We start from the raw sequence: 18,954 nt of genomic DNA, 5'->3' as shown, positions 1-18,954 counted from the left end.
CATGGCGGCGCGCAAGGGTCTTTTCCGTAGCCTTCTCAACGCTCGCTGAAAGCGTAAGCGTCCATAGCGAGCACACCATAGGTCGAACTCTTATGGATCCGTCTTCCTTTCGCCTGTTCACCGCCCGCGCCCATAGCCACGAACAGCGGCAGAATATGATCCATCGTGGGATGGTTTTTATGTCCATCAGGACCGGACTCGACAGCATCCAGAACCCCTGAGACATCGCCAACCCCTATTCGGTCTGAAAGCCAGTCCGCAAATGTCGTCACCCATTCCGGACTTTCCGCATCCAGATGATAGCCGCCCTTGAAAAACTCACGCAAATTGTGCGTTGCTCCTCCAGATCCGATGATCAGAATTCCTTCCTGACGAAGTGGCGCGAGCGCCAACCCGAGATCGTAATGCCATCGAGGCGACATTTGCATGTTGATTGAAACCTGAACGACAGGAATGTCGGCATCTGGGTACATCAAATGCAAAGGCACCCAGGCACCATGGTCAAAACCTCGGCTTGCATCAGCGCTCGCAGTAAAACCTGCCTTGTTGAGACGATCGACAACCTGGGAAGCAAGCTCGGGATCTCCTGGCGCTGGATAGGCGATCTCGTAGAGAGGCTCTGGAAACCCAGAGAAATCATAGATTGTTTCGGGCGTCGCGCTTGAAGTTACAGCGACGCTGTTTCCGTGACTGTAATGATGAGCAGATATCACCAAAATGGCTCTTGGGCTGCCAATCTGCTTGCCTACGCCACTCAAATAGCGCCGGGCCGGGCTATCCTCAACGAGTAACGCCGGCGCGCCATGAGAAATGAAGAGCGATGAGTGTTCAGTCATGAGAAGAACTTCCGTTCGTACAATAGCTGCGCCGGATCTAGCGCGCGGCGCGCGCCAGATCCGGTCAAGTTACGTTTATCCGTAATGAAATACTTCACGGACAATCTTTCCGTCTTTCCATGTGCGGACCGCGACCTGACGATATTTGCGCTCGCCCCAATCGCGGTGCGTGAAGTCAAAGTGCCAATGGGAAAAAGTTACATTCTCCCCTGAACCAGTTGCGAGCACTTCTGCGCCGCGAAAGTCTGTGATGGCACCGAAGAATTCTTGTTCACGAATGCGGTTCGCTGACTTCCCAATGGTAGGCTCCGCATCGTTTTCTTGCATCACCACATCTTCGGCATAGTAGCTTTCGAAAGCTTCGAGCCCTTTTCCATTGAGAATGGCCTCATTGAGTTCCGCATCAAGCGCTTCAATGGTTTGCGAGTTTATTTTTGTTCCAAACATAATGGATTCCTTTTTTGAGTTAAAATCTGAGATTGGTGTTCAGGCCAACGCTTCCCGGCGCTGGTTGCGAGGGGAGCGAAGGCTAAAAGCCCCGTTACCAAGTAGCGATTGCGCCACTAAGGCAGCGATCAGAAAAGCGGGGTATTCCCAGCCGCCGCCTTCGTTGGCGAAGGCCCAACCATTTGCCCCGTGAACGAACAGGATTGTCCCCGCGAGCAATGGGATAAGTGCTACCGCCACTTGCCGCGTGAAAAGACCGAGAAGCAGCGCTACGCCACCGACAAGCTCAGCGAAGATGGTGGCATATGCCATTATTCCAGGCAGCCCGATCGATTCAAAAAATCCAACTGTTCCAGGCAGGGTAAAGACAAAGATTTTCAATCCCGCATGGGCGAGAAACATGACGCCAAGCGCCACTCTCAAAACAAACACACCATAAGGTACAGCCATGTTATCCAACATTTGAATGTACTCCTTTCTCAATTGTACCGGTCAACAGATATGGAAAACGTCGGATCAATTCTTGCCTTCAAGCGACGGAGTATTGACAGATCGCGTCATAGTTTCGGACCCAGCAGTGCCCTCGGATGCTCGGCCTACTGATCAATGAAGTCTTGGCCTTCTTCCTCGCCAGCCGAAGGCGATTGCGAGAATGACGATGATTAGAGATCCAACACCCATCCACAGAAGCATGGCTTCAAATGACATCAGGAACATTAGGCTATCGATATTGCCGGTCTTCCAGAACACCCACTCTCCGGCCAATTCGGTGGCGAGCATCTCGCTACCGGTCGAGAGGATAACAATCCCGTCACCGGTCGCCGGATCAATGCGAGCCACAGTGTTGATGGCTGGACCATTATTTCCGTCATGGCCAATGATGTATCCGCCGTCATTATTTTGGGCGTAAAGCATGGCTCCGAGCCCCCAGATGTCTGCACCCATTTGCGATGCGTGCGGTGTGCGAATTAACTCAAGCGATTGACCCGATAGAACTGATTGCCCCTCCGGCGTTGCCTGCGCCTTGATGAAAAGCGCGAGATCATCTGCTGAAGTGAACAGGGATGTGGCGGCAAGGGCGGTGTACCAGCGAAAAGGTTCTGTATCGCCATTCAGATTAAAGTTCTGGGCAAGCCCAAGCCTAATCGCCTCTTCATGATTGAAGGTGCTGCGCTCCATACCGAGTGGAACAAAAACGCGCTGGGACATGAATTCTGCAAAAGACTGACCAGAGACTTCCTCGATCACCAATTGCAGGATCGTGTATCCGCCTCCGGAATAATTCCATTCGCTGCCGGGTTCTGCGCCAAGCTCAACCACGCCTGAATTGCCGGGCGATGCGTCAAGTGCGCGCGTCAACGACGCTACAAGAGATTGAACCTCCTCAGCGCGTTCAAATCCGTCATAGCCAAGACCATCCGTCAATCCGGCTGTGTGGCTGAGCAAGCGCCGAACCGTAACACCTGAAGGGTCAAACGCACTCTCGGGTAATTGCCAGCGGGTGAGATACTCAGAGATTGGCGTATCGAGATCGATTGCTCCCTCTTCGACCAGCACCATGACCCCCCAGGCGGTGATCCATTTTCCGAGCGACGCGACCTGGTAGACAGACGATCCATCGACGGGCGTACCCGTGGACATGAAATAACGCTCAGCGACCTCACCATCTTCTATCAAGATCATACCAAGATTGCCGGTGTGTTCATCGGTGACCGCCTCTTCTGCGGCGGCGGCAAATGCCGGTGCCGAGTCCGACTTCACAATCGGCGACTTCAACCATCCTTCACTTGTGGCGAAGAAGACGGATATGTTCCACGCGACGACGGCGCTTAGCGTTACAAGTGACAGAACCAATACTCTAATCATTGGGTTTCTCCTCGGTATTCGGCTTATTGGTTAGGCGGCTGGCAAGACCCGATGCTTCAAGCACCCCAATGGGGTCCTGAAGGTTCAGCAGTTCGCGGATGGCCAAGCCCTTATTGGCGGATCGCTCCACATAGGCGGTTACAATCTGACGCCCTATCCAGTAACCAGCTTCATCGGGCCAACCTGACGGCGCGATCCCGGCATTGAAATGCCACCGTCTAAATGCGCCCCGGGCTTCCGGAGACAGGGTCGCAAGCGTTTCTCCGCGTTCAGCGCTTTTTCTGAGGACCTCACGGTCGGCGGCATATTGAGACCAGAGCATATCACTATTCGCGCGCGCCCATCGGTCACGCTCTGTGTCCGGCACACGGCCGGTTACGGTCATCGCGATATAATCTGCAACACCTTCGTATATCGACGCCACAAGAAGTGGATCTATCGCATAAACATATTCACTCGGCATGCCCTGGAAGGCATGGACACTTTCATGCGCAAAGAAGAAACGGAACGTTTCCCTGATTTCTTCTTCGGTGTTTTTGGCAGCGCAAATGACTTCAAGGCCAAGCACCTGGACACCGGGAGCGGCGGTGCCTGCTGATGTCCCGGCGCCGAATACTGCATGAACTTGAGGCAGATCATATTCCGGCAGAAGCTCGTGAAGCTTTGCGTAGATAGCCCGCAGTTCGCCTTGCGCCGATTTCGCCAGAGGCAGGCAAACGCCGATGGCACGCTCATACTTTCCTGGATCCGCCTCGATTGCAGCAGCAAAGTGTTCCGCGCCTCGGAAGCGAGTTTGCGCCAGCAACGCCAGGCCCGGCCCAGCATTCGCCAGATAATCGGCTTCAAGTTGTGCGGCAGTCGGCGCCCCGTTGGTTTCGTCGAACAAGGTCGCAAAGCGATCTGCGTCCGTTGTATCGATGGTTGCAGCAGATGGATTGACGTTTTGCGCCAAAGCCATTGGGCTCATTGCGAGCACTAGGGCGCTCAAAAAGCCCGTCAGACTCCTATGCAAGATGTGTGTGGCGGCCATAACTACACCTGCCCACTGGTGATGAGGGTGATCGCAGCGATGATATAAAGTCCCGCGGTCAGCACACTGCCGAGCGTCCGGATATGATTTAGGCGGGTCCAGTCGCGGCCATATTTCACCCAATAGGCTTCCGCCTCCGAGGTTGTGTGATCGAGACGCTCAAGCTTGTTGTTCATTGGCACATTGCCAAAAATGGTCATGAAAAAGACCATTGGCAGGTACACAATCGGTGCGAGGATCAGCGTAACCAGAGCAGCACCCTCGAAGATCGTTGTGCTATAGAGCGCGAACAGGACTGAAAACAGCGCAATGGAGAGAATTCCGGCGACGAACTGGGTTTTGATCACAGTGCGGTTGATGTGTTGCATCGCTTCGATGCCGCCAGCCGGAGCAGTTCGTAGCAGTCCTGACATCACAAATTCAGAAAAGGCTGAGAATACACCTCCGATCACTGCGCTCCAAAGCGCGAGGAAGAGGCAAAAGTAGAGGGTCCATTCATAGGTCATGGGTTGGTTTCCTGCTTAGATTGGTGAGTTTTGGCATGAACGCCCCAGGGGAATTGATCACCCTGGGACGACCATCTGGTGCCGCCTTATGCAGCCGTCTTCCATGCACCCGTGGCAGCAACATCGCGTGCATAGTCTGCAAAGTCTTTGGGCGGACGGCCAAGCGCGCGCTGAACGCCATCGGTGAGATAGGCATTGCGCCCGTCGAGGACGGTGGAGAAAAGATAGTCCAACATCCAGACAACGTCTTTGGGCGCGCCTGAATTGGCGACCTCACCCACAAAAGCCTCGTGCGGGACGTCTACATAGTTAATTTCACGCCCGGTCGCGCGGGACAGGTCCGCCGCAACATCAGCAATCGTCATCAATCGAGGGCCTGTGACTTCATAGATCTGACCATTGTGATGATCTTCGCTCAAGGCTGCGACCGCGACATCTGCGATATCGTCGACATCAACAAAAGGCTCGACTTGATCGCCGGCAGGCAGCGTAATTGTTCCACCGAGCACCATGTCGATGAAGGCGCCTTCAGAGAAATTCTGATTGAACCAGCTGGCCCGAACAATCGTCCACTCGAGCCCCGCGCTCTGGACAATTCGTTCGCAAGCCTGCGCCTCTTCTTCGCCGCGTCCTGACAAGAGGACCAGACGTTTTACGCCGCGCCTCTTGGCAAGATCAACAAAGGCCTGGATCGCATCTGGTGCACCGGGCATGGCAAGATCTGGGGCATAGGTAATATAGACTGCGGTTACATCTTTGAGCGCCGCATCCCAGCCTTTCTCATTGTCCCAGTCGAAAGACGGTACCGCTGAGCGTGATCCGACACGGACCTCATGTCCTTTGGATTTCAAGCGTTCCGCGACGCGGCGTCCTGTTTTTCCAGTGCCGCCCAGTACAAGAGTGAGGTTTTTCTTTTTGCGCAGGAAGTTCATTGACTTGCTCCTTTTCAGTATCTGCAAGTCAAGAATTAAGAAAAATGCGCGGCGAGCTCTTGCTCGCAGATGTCAGAGTTTTGACAGATCGCGTCAAATTCCGGCTATTGGCCGGGGCTGGAGTCCAGTCTGTATGAGCGAGGGGTCTGCCCGGCCCAGCGCTTGAAAGCTCTGGTAAATCCGCTCTGCTCTGAAAACCCGGTCAAAAACGCGACTTCGGCGAGGCTGTACTCTGTTTCCCTTAGCAGTTGCCGAGCGAGATCATGCCTCGCACTATCAACAACGCTCTGGAAAGAGTGGCCGTTTTCTGAGAGGCGTCTTTGGAGAGTCCGTGGACCGATCCCTAATTCAGATGCGATCGACGATAGGGTTGGCACACCTTCGCTCAGAACATTTGCCACCGCGCGCCGAACATTTTGCTCCAGCCCCTCATCATTGGTGAGCGCCGCAAGTTCCTGCTCAAGGTGGCGGTCAAAGAAGCTGGCAATGGTCTCATCCCCCAGCCTATTGGGAGCGTCCATGCTGTCTTGACTGACCAGAAGCGCGTCGCGATCCGTTTCAAAATAGACGGGACATCCAAAGTGCTCTTCGTATACAGAGATGTCACCGCGTGAGGCGTGCTTGAAGTATACGGCTAGGGGCATAAAGCGCGCAGTACTGACTTCCTTGCTAATCACATCCACAGCCGACATGCTCGCCTCGTTCGAAAGCAACATGCCGAGACGGCCATCGCCAGCTTTGTCGAGACTGAAGAACCAGCCATCATTGCTTTGCTCGAGGGAATAGGTTTCGGCGCTGCCCAGGACATGGCCATAGCGCTCTGATCTCGCAAATGATCCACGCAGATCAGGTGCAGATTTCCAGGCCAGGCCGAAAGCGCCATACTCGTCGCTTTTCATGGTCGCGCCAATGCGAAGGGGCAGCGTCAGGCCGTCGGGATCACGGGCTGCGAGCGTCGCGAAAAAGTCATAAAACTGGTTCGCAGGCACCATCAGCTTGGGGTCGACAGGCGCATCTGGGCTCATGCCAATACCCTCCAAAAGGTCACGCGTCTCAACGCCAATGCTGGCATGGCTGAGGACCTTGTGCACGTAAAGAGAGGTAATCTGGCTCATAAGGCCAGTTCTACAGAAAATTGAGCCTCTATGGGAGGCCTGGTTTTCTGGCGCTAGAAATTCAATTGACCCCACACACTGAAACCAGGGCGTGGGGTCAGTTATTTACAAGAATACACCTTATGGCGTTTTGGACTATTTTCTAGACGCTTTAGGAAGGTCAGCAATCAATACTTTATCTTCAAGATTTTCACCCGCGAGGAACATAATAATATCGGGAACGATATCGGGATGATCAAAGAAAAGATTATGACCGCCGTTTTCCACCGTGATCATGGTTCGCTCGGTCAGCCCTGCGGTCGCCTCCAGTGCAGCTTCGGGATAGGTTCTGGCATCAAGCGTGCCTGAAAGCACAAGCGTTGGAACATCGCTTGACGGCGTTTCGCGAAATTCGTCAGGCAAACGAAAACTCCCGGACTCATTGGCGAGATGTGGCATCGGGAAGTTCGGAGCATCTCCAAGAAGCGCCACTGGCGACTGTCCGGACACTAGGGCATTCCGTTCCGGAGAAATCCCTGACGCCATATCCATGATGGTCGGCATCGCTCGCAGCTCGATCTGGTCTGGCATTAGAAAACCGAAACGGGCCATCAATGAGTAGTCGGGGGTTTCAGCGGCCATAGCGAGTATCCCGTTTGCCACATCTGTTGCACGATCCGGATCGGACAATGCGAAGGAGATAGCGCGCTGCACCGCAAATGCCCCAAGCGTACGTTTTACGGGCGGTTGGTTTCGCGCGACAAAAACATCAATAACAGGGCGATCGCGCTCTATCCGTTCAAGACCGATGCGAAGAGCCTCAGCAAGGTCAGGATACGGTGGGAAGTCCTGATCGGCGGCACCTTGGTTCAGCGCAGACTGTAGTCGTTCAAAATAGGCATCAGTCCGTGCCGGGAGTTTTACAGTCTGATCAAGCCCTTCAACACTGACGAGCACCACGCGATCGATAATTTCTGGATGTTCATCCATCGTGGCGAGCCCAAGATGTGTGCCATAGCTGATGCCCAGCAAGCTCAGTGGGGTATCAAGCGCTTTGGATATCGCCGCGAGATCATGAGTGCTCTCCAAGGTCGTATATCCGCTCAAGTCAACGCCCTCTTCCTGCCAGAAATCCCGACATTCTCGAAATGCCATCTGATGCTTGGCAATGAAGGTGTCGCGGTCTGTCACATCCTCTTCGGACCAGCCAATCGAGCTTATGCAATCGGGCGGCGCATCGGATAGGCCGGTTCCACGTTGGTCGAGCAAGATAACATCCCGGTTTTGCCGTAAGGCATCAAAGAGCGGCCAGCGCGGACTTTGAGCCGCACCCGTTGCAGAGCCCCCGGGCCCGCCCGCCAGATAAACCACCGGAGGAAGTGCAGAGGGCTGCATCGCCTGCAGAACGACAAAACGCAATGCGATCAAGCGGCTGTCTTTGTGGGCACGATTCTCGGGCACCATGATCGTGTATTCTTTTCCCTCAATTGCACCGACGCCACGAACGTCCAGCTGAGAATAGGTGACTTCATACTCAGGGCCATCGCTAGATTCAGCCGGGCTAACGGCACATCCAGCGACGCTTAGCGTAACCGCCAATACGGATAAAATTTTCGTACAGGAAAAGCTCGTACGCTGATCGGTGTTTTTGGCAATTGAGTTGTTCATGGAAATCTCCGGGCATTTGAAACTCCATTCATAGCTAACCAATGAACTGCAGAGGCTCTTGCCCGAAGACGCCAAAGTTTTGGCTTTAGGCGTCATAACGTGCCGCTTTGTAAGGACGAGAAGGTCCAAGCAGAGTTGATCATCAAGCTACCAGCTCTCCCAACCCACGCATCCATCGTATTTGTCGTGATTGATCAAAAGTCTGACGCAACCTGCCAAGATTGGAAGAAGCGGTCTTCTTATCTGTCGCCCTGTGCGAACAAGTGCGGAGTACAACCCCATGCAAAATCCTTTGATCGCAGGATTGCGGTTCCAATTAAGAGGCCCACCCGACTGTCCATCATACGCTTTATGCGGAGCAACCAGAAGCGCGCCGCCGCACATCCTACAAAGTTTCTCTAAAAAATCTGACTGAACGGATCTGTCAAATGTACTCTTTTCTACAAAGACCTAGCGTGGCTGAGTTTCTTGGTTTCACCGTCTTCGCGCTTGTATTGAAAGCCGTCCTCGATCTCACGATTTGGCAATATGCAGGACCGATATCCTTGATTATCGTCTTGATCTGTCTGACCGCATACCTGAACCACCGACGAATTAGCCGTTCACGGATTGGACTTGTCCGACTAAAAACCGCCAAGAGTTACTGGCTACTGCCTGTTCAAACGTTGATCGCTTTTATTTTGATCCTCGCAACAGGAGTCGTCGTCTCACTGATTGGTGAGGCATCCGGACTGGCATTCATGGAACCGAACCATGCCGGTGCGGCTTCGAGATTTGGAGACGTGGCTGGGAACACATCTCTGTTTCTGTTTTGGTTGACAATCCTTTGGGTGGCTGGACCAGCTGAGGAACTGTTTTTCCGCGGATTCATGATCAACACGCTGACAGATGTGTTCGGAAAAAGCAGAATTGCTACCGTGTTCAGCATCCTCATTCCCGCCCTAATTTTTGGGGCTGGGCATATGTATTACATGGGGGTTCGCGGTCTCGTCACAACCGGCATGATCGGACTCGTTCTTGGCTGCCTTTTCCTGGCATATAAGCGCAATCTTTGGCCCCTGATGATTGCGCATGCGAGTGTGAACTCTCTGCTATTCACGCTTCAATATCTGGGAGTCGATGCATGACCGCGTGACACCGGATTGTTTTCAAACTGGATTAATTACCCACCGTCGAACACTTTCCGGCGCACCTGCTCATTAAAATACTCAAGCCGCTTTTGCCCCAGCGAATGCGCGATATCCCGCTCACCTTCCGGAATAGGCTCGGTCCGAGTGAGCCAATAGTACACGAAATGTGACAGCGTGGCATAGGTGTAGGCAAGATCCTTTTCCATGTCCGCCTGATGCTGATCAAAGACGTCCATGCGGGCAAGCAGCCGTTCCTCCAGCACGGAACGCGCTTCCGGATCAAACCACGCTCGCAGCGCATCTTCGACGATCGCCGTCTTGGTCACGCCCGGCTTTTCTGCAGCCTCACACAGTTGCGCATAGAGCTTGGTCGAAATACGGAGATTCACACGCGGCTTTCCCATTGGCTCAGAATCCCGGAAGGATGTCAGGATCGCCGCGATCTGCCGCAACGGCACGTCTTACGGTTTCGAGGTTTTGATGGCTAATCGGATCAACTTCATCGTCGATGTCGGCATCAACGCTTGGCTCGGCAGTGCGTTTTTCAGGCGGATCATCATTCGTATGCTCAGGTTCTCGCGTCCGTTTCAGCGACACACTATCAGGTTGTTCCCTACGCTTAGCCTCCGGCTCCTTGAACGGCGGCGCAGCAACGATGGATGTCCATGCTGCCTCATAAGCGACATCGTCCCATTCGACGGGCGCTGGTGACAATACGCGCTTCGTAAAATTCCCATCCTCGAAATATCGCAGCTTCCTGGCGAGCACGGGCGGCGCACCGGAGACCATGACAATTTCATCGCTAGCGCTGAGCTGCATCACCTCGCCCGGTGTTATCAAAGCGCGCTGGGTTTCCTGTCGCGAGACCATCATATGAGAGAGCCAGGGCGCAAGCCGATGGCCGGTATAGTTTTTCTGGGAGCGGAGCTCAGTTGTTGTGCCGAGGGCGTCCGACACGCGTTTGGCGGTGCGCTCATCATTGGTCGCAAAGGCGATGCGCACATGGCAATTGTCGAGGATCGAATTGTTCGGCCCGTAGGCTTTTTCGATCTGGTTGAGCGACTGGGCGATCAGATAGACCCGAATACCGTAGCCTGCCATGAAGGCGAGCGCGCTTTCAAAGAAGTCGAGCCGTCCGAGTGCCGGAAACTCATCCAGCATGAAGAGCAGTTTTCGCCGGTCTTTCTCGGGCAGGTCTTCTGTCAATCTGCGTCCGATCTGGTTCAGGATCAGACGAATAAGCGGTTTCGTCCGTGACAGATCAGAGGGCGGTACGACCAGATAGAGCGAGAACGGGCTCTCCCCTTCCACCAGATCCTCAATGCGCCAATCGGACCGGCTTGTGACGTCTGCAATCACCGGATCACGATACAGCGACAGAAAACTCATGGCGGTCGACAGCACGCCGGAGCGCTCATTCTCGGATTTGTTCAGAAGCTCGCGCGCGGCCTGCGCGACGATCGGATGAACGCCCTTCTCGCCGAGATGAGGTGTTGTCATCATGGTGCGGAGTGTGACGGCGAATGAGCGTTTAGGATCAGACAGAAATCGCACGCAGCCGCTGAGTGTCTTGTCTGCTTCGGCATAAAGCACGTGCAGTATGACACCCACCAGCAAGGCATGTCCGGTCTTTTCCCAATGGTTTCGGCGTTCGAGCGAGCCTTCTGGATCAACGAGAATGTCGGCAATGTTCTGAACGTCCCGCACCTCGTGCCCGCCTTGGCGCACGGCCATGAGCGGATTGTATTTCGGGGAACGTTGATCGGTCGGATCAAACCGCACGCAACGGGAAAAGCCGGACCGCCAGCCTGAAGTCAGCTCCCAATTCTCGCCCTTGATGTCATGAATGACGGCGCTGCCGGTCCAGGACAATAGCGTCGGCACCACAAGCCCCACACCTTTACCAGACCGCGTCGGCGCAAAGGCCATGACATGTTCAGGCCCGTCATGGCGAAGATAGCGTTTCTGCCCGCGCCCCAGAAACACGCCGCTATCCGCAAACAATCCAGCGCGCTTCAGGTCCGATGTGCTCGCCCAGCGCGCTGATCCATAGGTCGTGACATGACGCTCGTGGCGACTTCGCAGGACAGACCCAATGATTGCTGCCAGAAAGCCAAGCGCTGAGCCGGAGACAGCGATCACTCCGCCGCGCGCAAAGACTTCCGGCGCATATGCCTCATAGGCATACCACCACTGGAAGAGCCGCCAGGGTTTATAGATGGGTGTCTCGCCTGCCATGAACCAGGGCGCGCCAAGCGCGGCCTGAAACCCAAGCGCTTCGGCGGTCATTTGCGTAGCGAGCCAGACCGCGCCAATGATAAGCGCGAACACCACCATGATCTGGCCAATAAGTATCTTTGTGCCGGTCATGGCGGTCTCCTTGAAAGAGCAATTTGTCGTTCTCCAAGAATGATCGCTTGCGCCCCGCGCCGACCAGCGGGATTCTGCGCCAATGCACACAAGCCTCTGCAAAGCCATCCAAAACCCCTAGCGCGACAGTCCTCTGGAACGTCCCATATCGAGGCTCCAGCCAATGCCTGATGCGGTGCGTTTGATCGTCAGCTCCCGGCCCATTTGCCGCCCGAGCGCGCTGCGCCATGGGACGAGTGCAAATTCCTTTGCATTGCCAATGATCGCCATGCGCCCAGCCGCCAGATCCACATGGCCTTCCAGCTTCCCGTCAAAGCGCTCCCCGCGAGAGAGCTGCACCGCCGCTCGGCTCGAGCGCGTCGCAATAGCCTCGCTTTCACGTTTGAATTCCAGGGCTCGCAGCCTCGCCTTCTGTTCTTCGCCAAGTGCAACTTGATCAGCGCCAAGATGGCCCTGCTCGCGAAGCCAGGCCTGACGACGTGACCTAAAGTCCTGCGTAGCCTTTGAACGTCCCGCATCCTGCTCTGAAAGCGAGTCGATCCAGGTGTCTCCAAGGCGGTCGATCTGCGCTTCCGGAGATAACCACGACAGGACGGTCAATCTGACGCCGCCTGACGCCCGCGCCTCATACTCAGCTGCGCGCTCCAGAAACTCTTCACCCACATGCCATTCGCCGGTGGCCAGACGGTCGCCAATGCCTGCGCGTCGCAAGGCTTCAAGCCGCCGCTTCAGCGACAGGCGGTACGCAGGTTTTGATCCCGGATCATGATGGGCGTGCAAGTCTTCCGACCAGATGCCGCCCGTCTGCTCGGCAATCAGAGCGATCGCCGTGTCCGAGGCGCGGGCCATGGCTTTCGCGCGGGTGAGCTCCACAACAGCGCCTTGTGGTGGCCGCGCATGAACATCCACTGCCGCAGACGGCACATGCCAGATGCCGCCGTCGAAATCTTCAGCCAGCAAATAGCGCGTATCGCGCAACTCGTCTTCCGGGCCATAGGCTTTTACGATACCGGTTATGGGTGGTGCGTTATCGTCTCTGTCCTGAGCAAAGCGAATGGCCTTATTCTGCTCACCAAACTCTGCCGCCAGGGTTCGGATAATGTCGCCGCGACGCCCCTGGCGTTCCAGCTGCGCCTGCCAGCCCTCTTTCATTCGCCATGAGAGTGCGCCATCAGCTTCTGCGAGACCAAGGGATTCGAGATGGCGGACACGTGCGATCCTAACTGACCGGTCAAACCGTTCACTGCTTGTGTTTGCATGGCGCGGTACAAACCTTCCCTGTTCGAGCCGGGTTTCGATCTCGCGATCAAGTCCGGTCCAGCGATCCTGATCGACCTGTTTCTGGCGCGCACTGGCAATCTCCAGCGTGCGTCTTGGTCCGAGCCTTTGGGTGGCAAGCTCTTCTGCGGCTTCTCGGAGGCCCTTTGTGAGATAGTCGCGGGCGATGACGACATCCCTCATGCGGGCGTCGCGGCCACGCACGACAATATGGGTGTGCGGATGGCCGGTATTGTGGTGATCGACAGCGACCCAGTCGAGCCGCCGCCCGGTATCGCGTTCCATTCTTGCCATCAGCTCACGCGTCGCCTGTTTGAGATCGCCCATGCGCGCGCCATCTTCAGGCGAGACGATAATCCGAAACTGGTGTCGGTCATGGGTGCTGCGCTCCAGAAAGTCGCGGGGGCTGATCCCCTCCTGATCGCGGTCATAGAGAATGCCGCCTTCGCCTTCGCGGTCGACACCGTCGCGCTGCAGATAGCTGACATGGGCGCGGAACAATCCGGGGCCTGCACCGCGCGCTCTTGCGATATGCACTTTGACAATGACGCGGCGCATCTGAGCCCGCGATAAATGCCGATGCCTGGAACCACCTGTCCGCGCCGCGCCGCCCGTGCCATAACGAGCACCCGTAAAGGCAGATTTTCGAGGGCCTTTTGAAAGCCTGCCTCCCGCCTTGTTCAGCTGGCGTGATAAGCGCTTGCCTGCAGGTCCACCCTGGTCGCGGATATTTCCGAGTCGCGGTGTGAACGGTTTGTCGTCGCTCATTGCGTCGCTCTTTGTCCGTGCACCATGCAAGTCTCAGTAAAACCAGGGCTTTCCTGAAGTCCCGTGCACCACAATGCTGTGCAAAGGGCGCCAAAAAACAGATGTGCAGACAAGGGGTTAGGCGCCATGTGGTGCCATAGCTTCAATCTTGCCCTACCGGGTTCGCTTATCCTGTCCTTGCATGCGCTTCTATCGCTTTGCATCCGCTTGCAGTCTTTCAGTCATCAGATGTCATGAGGGGGATGGCGACGCCATCCAGGTCTGTCTGTTTGATGGGGCCGAAATATCGGCCATCCAGCGACGCCGGGTGCGACGTCAGCAGGAAAATTTCATCAGCCTGGAGCACGCGGCAGCCGCTCCATACGGGCAGGTTTCGTCCGTTTGAGCTGCGCTCTTTTGCGATCGCGGCAGGCTGATCATTGATCAGAATTTCGTTGCCAATCCGGCAGATTTCATCGCCTGGCATACCTGCAATCTGCTTCAGTAGTGGCCAGTCTTTTCCGACATATCCGCGTGTCTGCGCCCACTCGGCAACAGCGCTCTGGCTCGAGACGACGACCCATCGGCCATGGGTAAATGGATCGTCGCTCAGCCAGTACAATCCTGTTGGCGCACTTGCTGTCCGGTTCCAGATCAGGCGATCCAGCGGATCAAAAATCGATCCGAAAACCACAAGAGAGATGCCCGATAGTGTCAGCCAGAAACTGAGCTTTTTCATTTTGGATCACGCAAACGTTCAGACGTCGACGCATAGGAATTGCGTTCTGACTGACCCAGCCCCGTAATTTCCGGCCATAAATTTGCAGAGTCCTCGAAAACGAGGATGCAAAATGAGAAGATCACGTTTCAGCGAAGAACAGATCATACGGATGATCAGGGAGCACGAGGCTGGTGTGCGAGCAGCGGACATCTGTCGCAAGCACGGCATCTCGGATGCGACCTTCTACAAGTACAAGTCGCGTTATGGCGGCATGACACTGTCGGATGCAAAGCGATTGAAGTCGTTGCAGGAGGAAAACTCCAAACTGAAGCGGCTGCTCGCCGATGCTATGCTCGACAATGCCGCGCTGAAGGACCTGGCGACAAAAAACTTCTGACGCCCGATGTAAAACGAAAGGCTGTGCGCCATGTCATGGAGGCGCATGGTCTGAGTGAACGTCGGGCTTGCCGACTGGCCGAGCTAGATCGCTCGACCTTCCAATATCAAAAACAGACCGGCGGCGATGAAGCATTGCGCCAGCGTTTGCGGGAGCTCGCCGCAGAGCGCCGCCGGTTTGGCTATCGCCGTCTCGGCATCCTGCTGGAGCGCGAAGGCTTCCAGGCCAACCATAAGAAGATTTATCGCCTTTACGCCGAAGAAGGTCTCGCAGTGAAACGCAGACGCGGGCGCAAGCGCGCCATAGGCACGCGCAGTCCGATGTTGCTGCCAGAGGGACCTAACGAGCGCTGGAGCCTAGACTTTGTCTCAGACGCGTTGAGCGATGGGCGCCGGATCAGGACGCTGTGCGTTGTCGATGACTTCACACGGGAGGCCCTGGCCATCGTGGTTGATGTCTCTCTGTCTGGGCTGCGGGTCGTTCGCGAACTGACCAAGCTGATCATGCGCAGAGGCAAGCCGAAGATGATTGTCTCTGACAATGGCACGGAACTGACCAGTCACGCGATCCTCAAATGGGTCCAGGACACCGAGATCGAGTGGCACTATATCGCGCCCGGCAAGCCCACCCAAAACGCCTTCGTCGAAAGCTTTAATGGTCGCCTGCGCGATGAGTGCCTCAACGAACATCTCTTCGATGGGCTGGATGATGCCAGACGCATAATCGAAGCCTGGCGGATCGACTACAATACAAACCGCCCTCACACGTCACTTGGCGGGCTCGCTCCGCTCACCTATGCAGATCACTATCGCAACCACCGGCCCGGCTCGCCTGAGCTTGGTGGGAGCTCCACTCACCGGGCCTTAGTGCCCATGCCCAAATCAGAAAGAAAGGCGAACAGACTCTCCAAATAAACGGCCCGGATCACGGGGCTGGGTCACATGCAAACTATGCAGACAATTTTTAGGTCGCACATGAAAGCTGCTTTAAAGCTGCGCCATTCACATTCGCTCTTAAAAATCTAATGTCGTATTCCTGACGGCTATTTATCTTGAACTCACCCTATTGATAGACCGTATGCGTTCCAAATAAAAAAACCGACGAGAATAAATGCGGTTTTCAAGAGGATGCTCGCAAACCTTCTATTGAAGGCGCGCCCAGATGCGTTACCCAGTTTTCCAGACTTAAAAACAACCCGCATGAGCGAACTGGCGGTGGCGAGCACGGCATACACGAAAATAAGAAGCGTCAGACCGAGCAGCGGAAAGCACAAACTGAAGATCACAAGCATTACGATGATGCGAGAAAGCGAAGTCGTTTCTGGTAAGTCTGGATTTATACTGAAGTCGTTAGACCTCGCAAAAATACCGCAAAGCACAATCCCGCAACCAAGAACATTTTTATACCAATCCCAGACCTCAAACGGCAGTAGAAGCCAGAGCCAACCAAACAAGAATTCCATCATTTTGCGATAATAGGTGACGAGATCAACGAGCACTGGCGCAAGGCCGAATTGCCAAACCTCTTGCGCAAACCCAAACAAACTTATCGCTCCGACAATCGCGCCGAGCCATGTCCAAAGTGATATATCGCGATTTCGTTCCTCAAGTTCAGTCATGGGTTCCATCATAATACGCGGATAACTAAAGGTCGATTGCGCTGAAAAATCCGGAATTGGCCGCATTATTCAGCGCAATGATAACCACCATTCATTAACCGTCGGCCGGTGAAACGCCAAAGCAGATAAAAGTGCAACAGCTTTCAGCAAAACACTCCCTAAAGTAACCTTACGCAGCAAGCTGATCCGGCCCAAGCTGCGCTCCCAAAAGCTCAACAAGATATCCGCCATCTCTCAAACTCTCAGCCTTATTAACAATATACTTCACCGCATCCTTCATAGCGCGCTTTGGATCTGACCATTCAGCCTCAACACGCTCCAGGCCATATAGAACGACCGCGATGTCACGGCGGGACATGTCGAGTTCTAAGCAATCCAAAGCGATGACCCCATCTCGCAGAATCTGTGTCGTCTTTGTCCAAAGCGGCGTCTCAGCAGTTGGGTCATCCCCAAACACACGCATGGCTTCCTGCTGCGCTTTGATTTTACGATCGTAAGTATCGAAGTCCGGTAGGATGAGCTTCATCCGCACGTCTTCCATAGAAAGAAGAGAAAGACCAAAGCATCTGACCTGAATGACGCACCCTTTTCCCCGGAGAAGGAGAAACTCCCGGCCGATCTGATCGGTAAAATGGGTCACTTTGCAGACAGCCATCGTACGCTCAAAAATATTACATGTTTCGGTCTCAGCCCGCGGTGTAACGTTGACTTCGACTTGATCTGGAAACACGCTCGGGCTCCAAATCGCGTCTGCATTGATCCCATTGGCGTGAAGGTCTGGGAGCATCAGCAAGCCCCAACGCTCAGCGAGGCTTTGCGTCTGTCTAGGTTTCAATATCCGAATATTGTGGCAGGCCACGCGCTCGGATATCTGGCTATCGCCAATATGAGCCGCGTCTCTCTGGAACTCACGATTGCGTCTTAGATACTCCCAAGCCCAGCGATCAGGTGACATGCGCCACAGGTAATCATAGTTTTTCAAAACGCCGTCTGATTTAAGCGGATACTTTTTCATGCTTACGCCCTCCGTCTCGAAGAACACGCAAGCGGCAAACCAAGAGAACACTTCGGAAAAGCCTAATCGTTAAGACAGCGCGCCCTTTTATTTAGACCTCGCCTGATTGGGGAATCTAATTTCAACAAAATTGCCAAGTTGCCGCCCCAAATCGGGACTGGCTTTTCCGGGCATGGCCTGCGTTTGCAGAGACTTGGATAGGTTGGCCCCTATTCCGACTGCCCAAGGCCGCCCTCTTCTGAAAAGCTGAGCTCACTGACACCAACCCAGTGAAAGGAGCCGGCCAAATGACCCAGCCCACGCATCACACGCAGACAGAAGCCCGCCGCAGCGCCATGCTGCGGACGGCTTTCTGCCCAGTGGTGCGTGAAGCGCTCAACGCCCCTGACACAATCGAGATCATGGCCAATCCTGACGGATCTGTCTGGATCGAAAAAGCCGGGATTGGTCTTACCGTCTCAAATCATATCCTTTCCACCTCCGACCGGGAACGCGTTATTCTCCTGGTCGCCTCCGGGGTGGGAGAAGCTGCAAACCGCACCTCCCCCATCGTCTCTGCCGAACTCCCCGGCAGCGGCGAGCGGTTTGAAGGGCTTCTCCCACCTGTCTCGACAGCCCCATGCTTTTCGATCCGAAAGCCTGCGACAACACCTTTCGAACTTGGAGACTATGTTGATCAAGGGGCATTATCGCCGGCGCTATGCGCGGCGCTGCGTGACGCCATTCTCAACCGGCAGAACATCCTCATCGCAGGCGGGACATCGTCCGGTAAAACCACTTTCACAAATGCGCTCCTTGCCGAGCCCGCTTTCAATGAAGACCGTATCGTCATCCTCGAAGACACGCGCGAGCTAAAATGCGCTGCGCCCAATGTGGTCCAGCTCCGCACGCACCGCGACAGCACCAGCCTGCAACAGCTCGTCCGCTCAACCCTGCGACTCAGACCCGATAGGATTATTGTCGGCGAAGTGCGCGGCGCCGAAGCGCTCGATCTCTTGAAAGCCTGGAACACGGGTCATCCCGGCGGGATCACGACGCTACATGCCAATTCTGCGCTCGGGGCACTGACCCGGCTGGAACAGCTCGCCATGGAGGCGACACGGCGACCACCTTTCGATCTCATCGCTGAGGCCGTCGATGTCGTCATCTTCATGAGTCGCAACGGCGGCCAGCGCCGCATCGAAGAGGCCATCCGCGTCTCAGGCTTCAATGGCGAAAGCTATGACACTGCCTCGCTGATTTCCCGATCCTTTTCCCTTGTCCAAAACGGAGACCTTTCATGTCCACCACTCCACTAAA

General features: G+C 55.1%; 18 protein-coding genes. 3 read left to right on the top strand and 15 right to left on the bottom strand.

What is annotated here, in order from left to right; all coding sequences use genetic code 11:
• Positions 1-35: 35 nt before the first annotated feature.
• The 9 genes from RYZ27_RS05170 to RYZ27_RS05130 all read right to left on the bottom strand — a co-directional run bounded on the left by RYZ27_RS05170 (position 36) and on the right by RYZ27_RS05130 (position 8,379).
• Positions 36-836, bottom strand: a complete 801-nt coding sequence (locus tag RYZ27_RS05170; RefSeq protein WP_406681301.1) for a DODA-type extradiol aromatic ring-opening family dioxygenase — start codon at positions 834-836, stop codon at positions 36-38.
• A gap of 75 nt (positions 837-911) precedes the next feature.
• Positions 912-1,283: a nuclear transport factor 2 family protein gene (locus RYZ27_RS05165; protein ID WP_406681300.1), complete on the bottom strand. Its 372-nt coding sequence runs from the start codon at positions 1,281-1,283 to the stop codon at positions 912-914.
• A gap of 39 nt (positions 1,284-1,322) precedes the next feature.
• Complete coding sequence (locus tag RYZ27_RS05160; protein WP_406681299.1) at positions 1,323-1,745, bottom strand: DoxX family protein; 423 nt, start codon at positions 1,743-1,745, stop codon at positions 1,323-1,325.
• A 141-nt stretch (positions 1,746-1,886) separates the two neighbouring features.
• Positions 1,887-3,149, bottom strand: coding sequence for a serine hydrolase domain-containing protein (locus tag RYZ27_RS05155; RefSeq protein ID WP_406681298.1), 1,263 nt, complete (start codon positions 3,147-3,149; stop codon positions 1,887-1,889).
• On the bottom strand, positions 3,142-4,137 hold the full coding sequence (locus RYZ27_RS05150; protein ID WP_406681297.1) for a hypothetical protein: 996 nt from the start codon (positions 4,135-4,137) through the stop codon (positions 3,142-3,144). Before RYZ27_RS05150 ends, RYZ27_RS05155 begins: the two co-directional genes overlap by 8 nt.
• Positions 4,138-4,181: 44 nt before the next feature.
• Positions 4,182-4,685, bottom strand: a complete 504-nt coding sequence (locus RYZ27_RS05145) for a DUF1772 domain-containing protein (protein ID WP_406681296.1) — start codon at positions 4,683-4,685, stop codon at positions 4,182-4,184.
• A gap of 86 nt (positions 4,686-4,771) precedes the next feature.
• Entirely contained in the window at positions 4,772-5,617 is an 846-nt protein-coding gene (locus RYZ27_RS05140) for an NAD(P)H-binding protein (RefSeq protein ID WP_406681295.1), read from the bottom strand.
• A gap of 104 nt (positions 5,618-5,721) precedes the next feature.
• Entirely contained in the window at positions 5,722-6,732 is a 1,011-nt protein-coding gene (locus RYZ27_RS05135) for an AraC family transcriptional regulator ligand-binding domain-containing protein (RefSeq protein ID WP_406681294.1), read from the bottom strand.
• Positions 6,733-6,867: 135 nt separating this feature from the next.
• The gene (locus RYZ27_RS05130; protein ID WP_406681293.1) at positions 6,868-8,379 is read right to left on the bottom strand and encodes an alpha/beta hydrolase; all 1,512 of its coding nucleotides are present in this window, start codon (positions 8,377-8,379) and stop codon (positions 6,868-6,870) included.
• A gap of 455 nt (positions 8,380-8,834) precedes the next feature.
• On the opposite strand from RYZ27_RS05130, the gene RYZ27_RS05125 reads away from it, so the two are divergent.
• A complete protein-coding gene (locus RYZ27_RS05125; RefSeq protein ID WP_406681292.1) occupies positions 8,835-9,506 on the top strand; it encodes a lysostaphin resistance A-like protein in 672 nt (223 codons plus the stop codon).
• Between the two features lie 35 nt (positions 9,507-9,541).
• Here the strand turns inward: RYZ27_RS05125 and RYZ27_RS05120 are convergent, their stop codons facing one another.
• The 4 genes from RYZ27_RS05120 to RYZ27_RS05105 form a co-directional block, all read right to left on the bottom strand.
• Positions 9,542-9,913, bottom strand: a complete 372-nt coding sequence (locus tag RYZ27_RS05120; protein ID WP_406681291.1) for a hypothetical protein — start codon at positions 9,911-9,913, stop codon at positions 9,542-9,544.
• 4 nt (positions 9,914-9,917) lie between these two features.
• Positions 9,918-11,879, bottom strand: coding sequence for a conjugal transfer protein TraG (locus RYZ27_RS05115; protein WP_406681290.1), 1,962 nt, complete (start codon positions 11,877-11,879; stop codon positions 9,918-9,920).
• A 117-nt stretch (positions 11,880-11,996) separates the two neighbouring features.
• Entirely contained in the window at positions 11,997-13,925 is a 1,929-nt protein-coding gene (locus RYZ27_RS05110) for a DUF3363 domain-containing protein (RefSeq protein WP_406681289.1), read from the bottom strand.
• Positions 13,926-14,142: 217 nt separating this feature from the next.
• Positions 14,143-14,643, bottom strand: a complete 501-nt coding sequence (locus RYZ27_RS05105; protein ID WP_406681288.1) for a S26 family signal peptidase — start codon at positions 14,641-14,643, stop codon at positions 14,143-14,145.
• Between the two features lie 112 nt (positions 14,644-14,755).
• On the opposite strand from RYZ27_RS05105, the gene RYZ27_RS05100 reads away from it, so the two are divergent.
• Positions 14,756-15,936, top strand: a protein-coding gene (locus RYZ27_RS05100; RefSeq protein WP_406681287.1) for an IS3 family transposase whose coding sequence is annotated in 2 segments (ribosomal slippage) — positions 14,756-15,005 and positions 15,005-15,936 — 1,182 coding nt in all. Because the reading frame shifts where the segments join, the coding sequence is not laid out codon by codon here.
• Positions 15,937-16,079: 143 nt separating this feature from the next.
• On the opposite strand, the gene RYZ27_RS05095 is transcribed toward RYZ27_RS05100, so the two are convergent.
• The gene (locus RYZ27_RS05095) at positions 16,080-16,640 is read right to left on the bottom strand and encodes a hypothetical protein (RefSeq protein WP_406681286.1); all 561 of its coding nucleotides are present in this window, start codon (positions 16,638-16,640) and stop codon (positions 16,080-16,082) included.
• A 169-nt stretch (positions 16,641-16,809) separates the two neighbouring features.
• Complete coding sequence (locus RYZ27_RS05090) at positions 16,810-17,655, bottom strand: transcriptional regulator domain-containing protein (protein WP_406681285.1); 846 nt, start codon at positions 17,653-17,655, stop codon at positions 16,810-16,812.
• A 287-nt stretch (positions 17,656-17,942) separates the two neighbouring features.
• On the opposite strand from RYZ27_RS05090, the gene trbB reads away from it, so the two are divergent.
• A complete protein-coding gene (trbB, locus tag RYZ27_RS05085; RefSeq protein ID WP_406681284.1) occupies positions 17,943-18,953 on the top strand; it encodes a P-type conjugative transfer ATPase TrbB in 1,011 nt (336 codons plus the stop codon).
• The last annotated feature ends 1 nt before the right edge of the window (position 18,954 follow it).

The sequence above is a fragment of the Hyphomonas sp. FCG-A18 genome (assembly GCF_045287255.1).
Classification (GTDB): Bacteria; Pseudomonadota; Alphaproteobacteria; order Caulobacterales; family Hyphomonadaceae; genus Henriciella.
This window is presented reverse-complemented; position numbering and strand designations above follow the sequence as displayed.

What these genes read in the sequence shown, in the direction of transcription:
- trbB (WP_406681284.1), top strand. Translation starts at nt 17,943, where the DNA reads ATGACCCAGCCCACGCATCACACGCAGACAGAAGCCCGCCGCAGCGCC.
- RYZ27_RS05105 (WP_406681288.1), bottom strand. Translation starts at nt 14,643, where the DNA reads ATGAAAAAGCTCAGTTTCTGGCTGACACTATCGGGCATCTCTCTTGTG.
- RYZ27_RS05160 (WP_406681299.1), bottom strand. Translation starts at nt 1,745, where the DNA reads ATGTTGGATAACATGGCTGTACCTTATGGTGTGTTTGTTTTGAGAGTG.
- RYZ27_RS05120 (WP_406681291.1), bottom strand. Translation starts at nt 9,913, where the DNA reads ATGGGAAAGCCGCGTGTGAATCTCCGTATTTCGACCAAGCTCTATGCG.
- RYZ27_RS05095 (WP_406681286.1), bottom strand. Translation starts at nt 16,640, where the DNA reads ATGACTGAACTTGAGGAACGAAATCGCGATATATCACTTTGGACATGG.
- RYZ27_RS05170 (WP_406681301.1), bottom strand. Translation starts at nt 836, where the DNA reads ATGACTGAACACTCATCGCTCTTCATTTCTCATGGCGCGCCGGCGTTA.
- RYZ27_RS05090 (WP_406681285.1), bottom strand. Translation starts at nt 17,655, where the DNA reads ATGAAAAAGTATCCGCTTAAATCAGACGGCGTTTTGAAAAACTATGAT.
- RYZ27_RS05135 (WP_406681294.1), bottom strand. Translation starts at nt 6,732, where the DNA reads ATGAGCCAGATTACCTCTCTTTACGTGCACAAGGTCCTCAGCCATGCC.
- RYZ27_RS05165 (WP_406681300.1), bottom strand. Translation starts at nt 1,283, where the DNA reads ATGTTTGGAACAAAAATAAACTCGCAAACCATTGAAGCGCTTGATGCG.
- RYZ27_RS05130 (WP_406681293.1), bottom strand. Translation starts at nt 8,379, where the DNA reads ATGAACAACTCAATTGCCAAAAACACCGATCAGCGTACGAGCTTTTCC.
- RYZ27_RS05155 (WP_406681298.1), bottom strand. Translation starts at nt 3,149, where the DNA reads ATGATTAGAGTATTGGTTCTGTCACTTGTAACGCTAAGCGCCGTCGTC.
- RYZ27_RS05115 (WP_406681290.1), bottom strand. Translation starts at nt 11,879, where the DNA reads ATGACCGGCACAAAGATACTTATTGGCCAGATCATGGTGGTGTTCGCG.
- RYZ27_RS05110 (WP_406681289.1), bottom strand. Translation starts at nt 13,925, where the DNA reads ATGAGCGACGACAAACCGTTCACACCGCGACTCGGAAATATCCGCGAC.
- RYZ27_RS05145 (WP_406681296.1), bottom strand. Translation starts at nt 4,685, where the DNA reads ATGACCTATGAATGGACCCTCTACTTTTGCCTCTTCCTCGCGCTTTGG.
- RYZ27_RS05140 (WP_406681295.1), bottom strand. Translation starts at nt 5,617, where the DNA reads ATGAACTTCCTGCGCAAAAAGAAAAACCTCACTCTTGTACTGGGCGGC.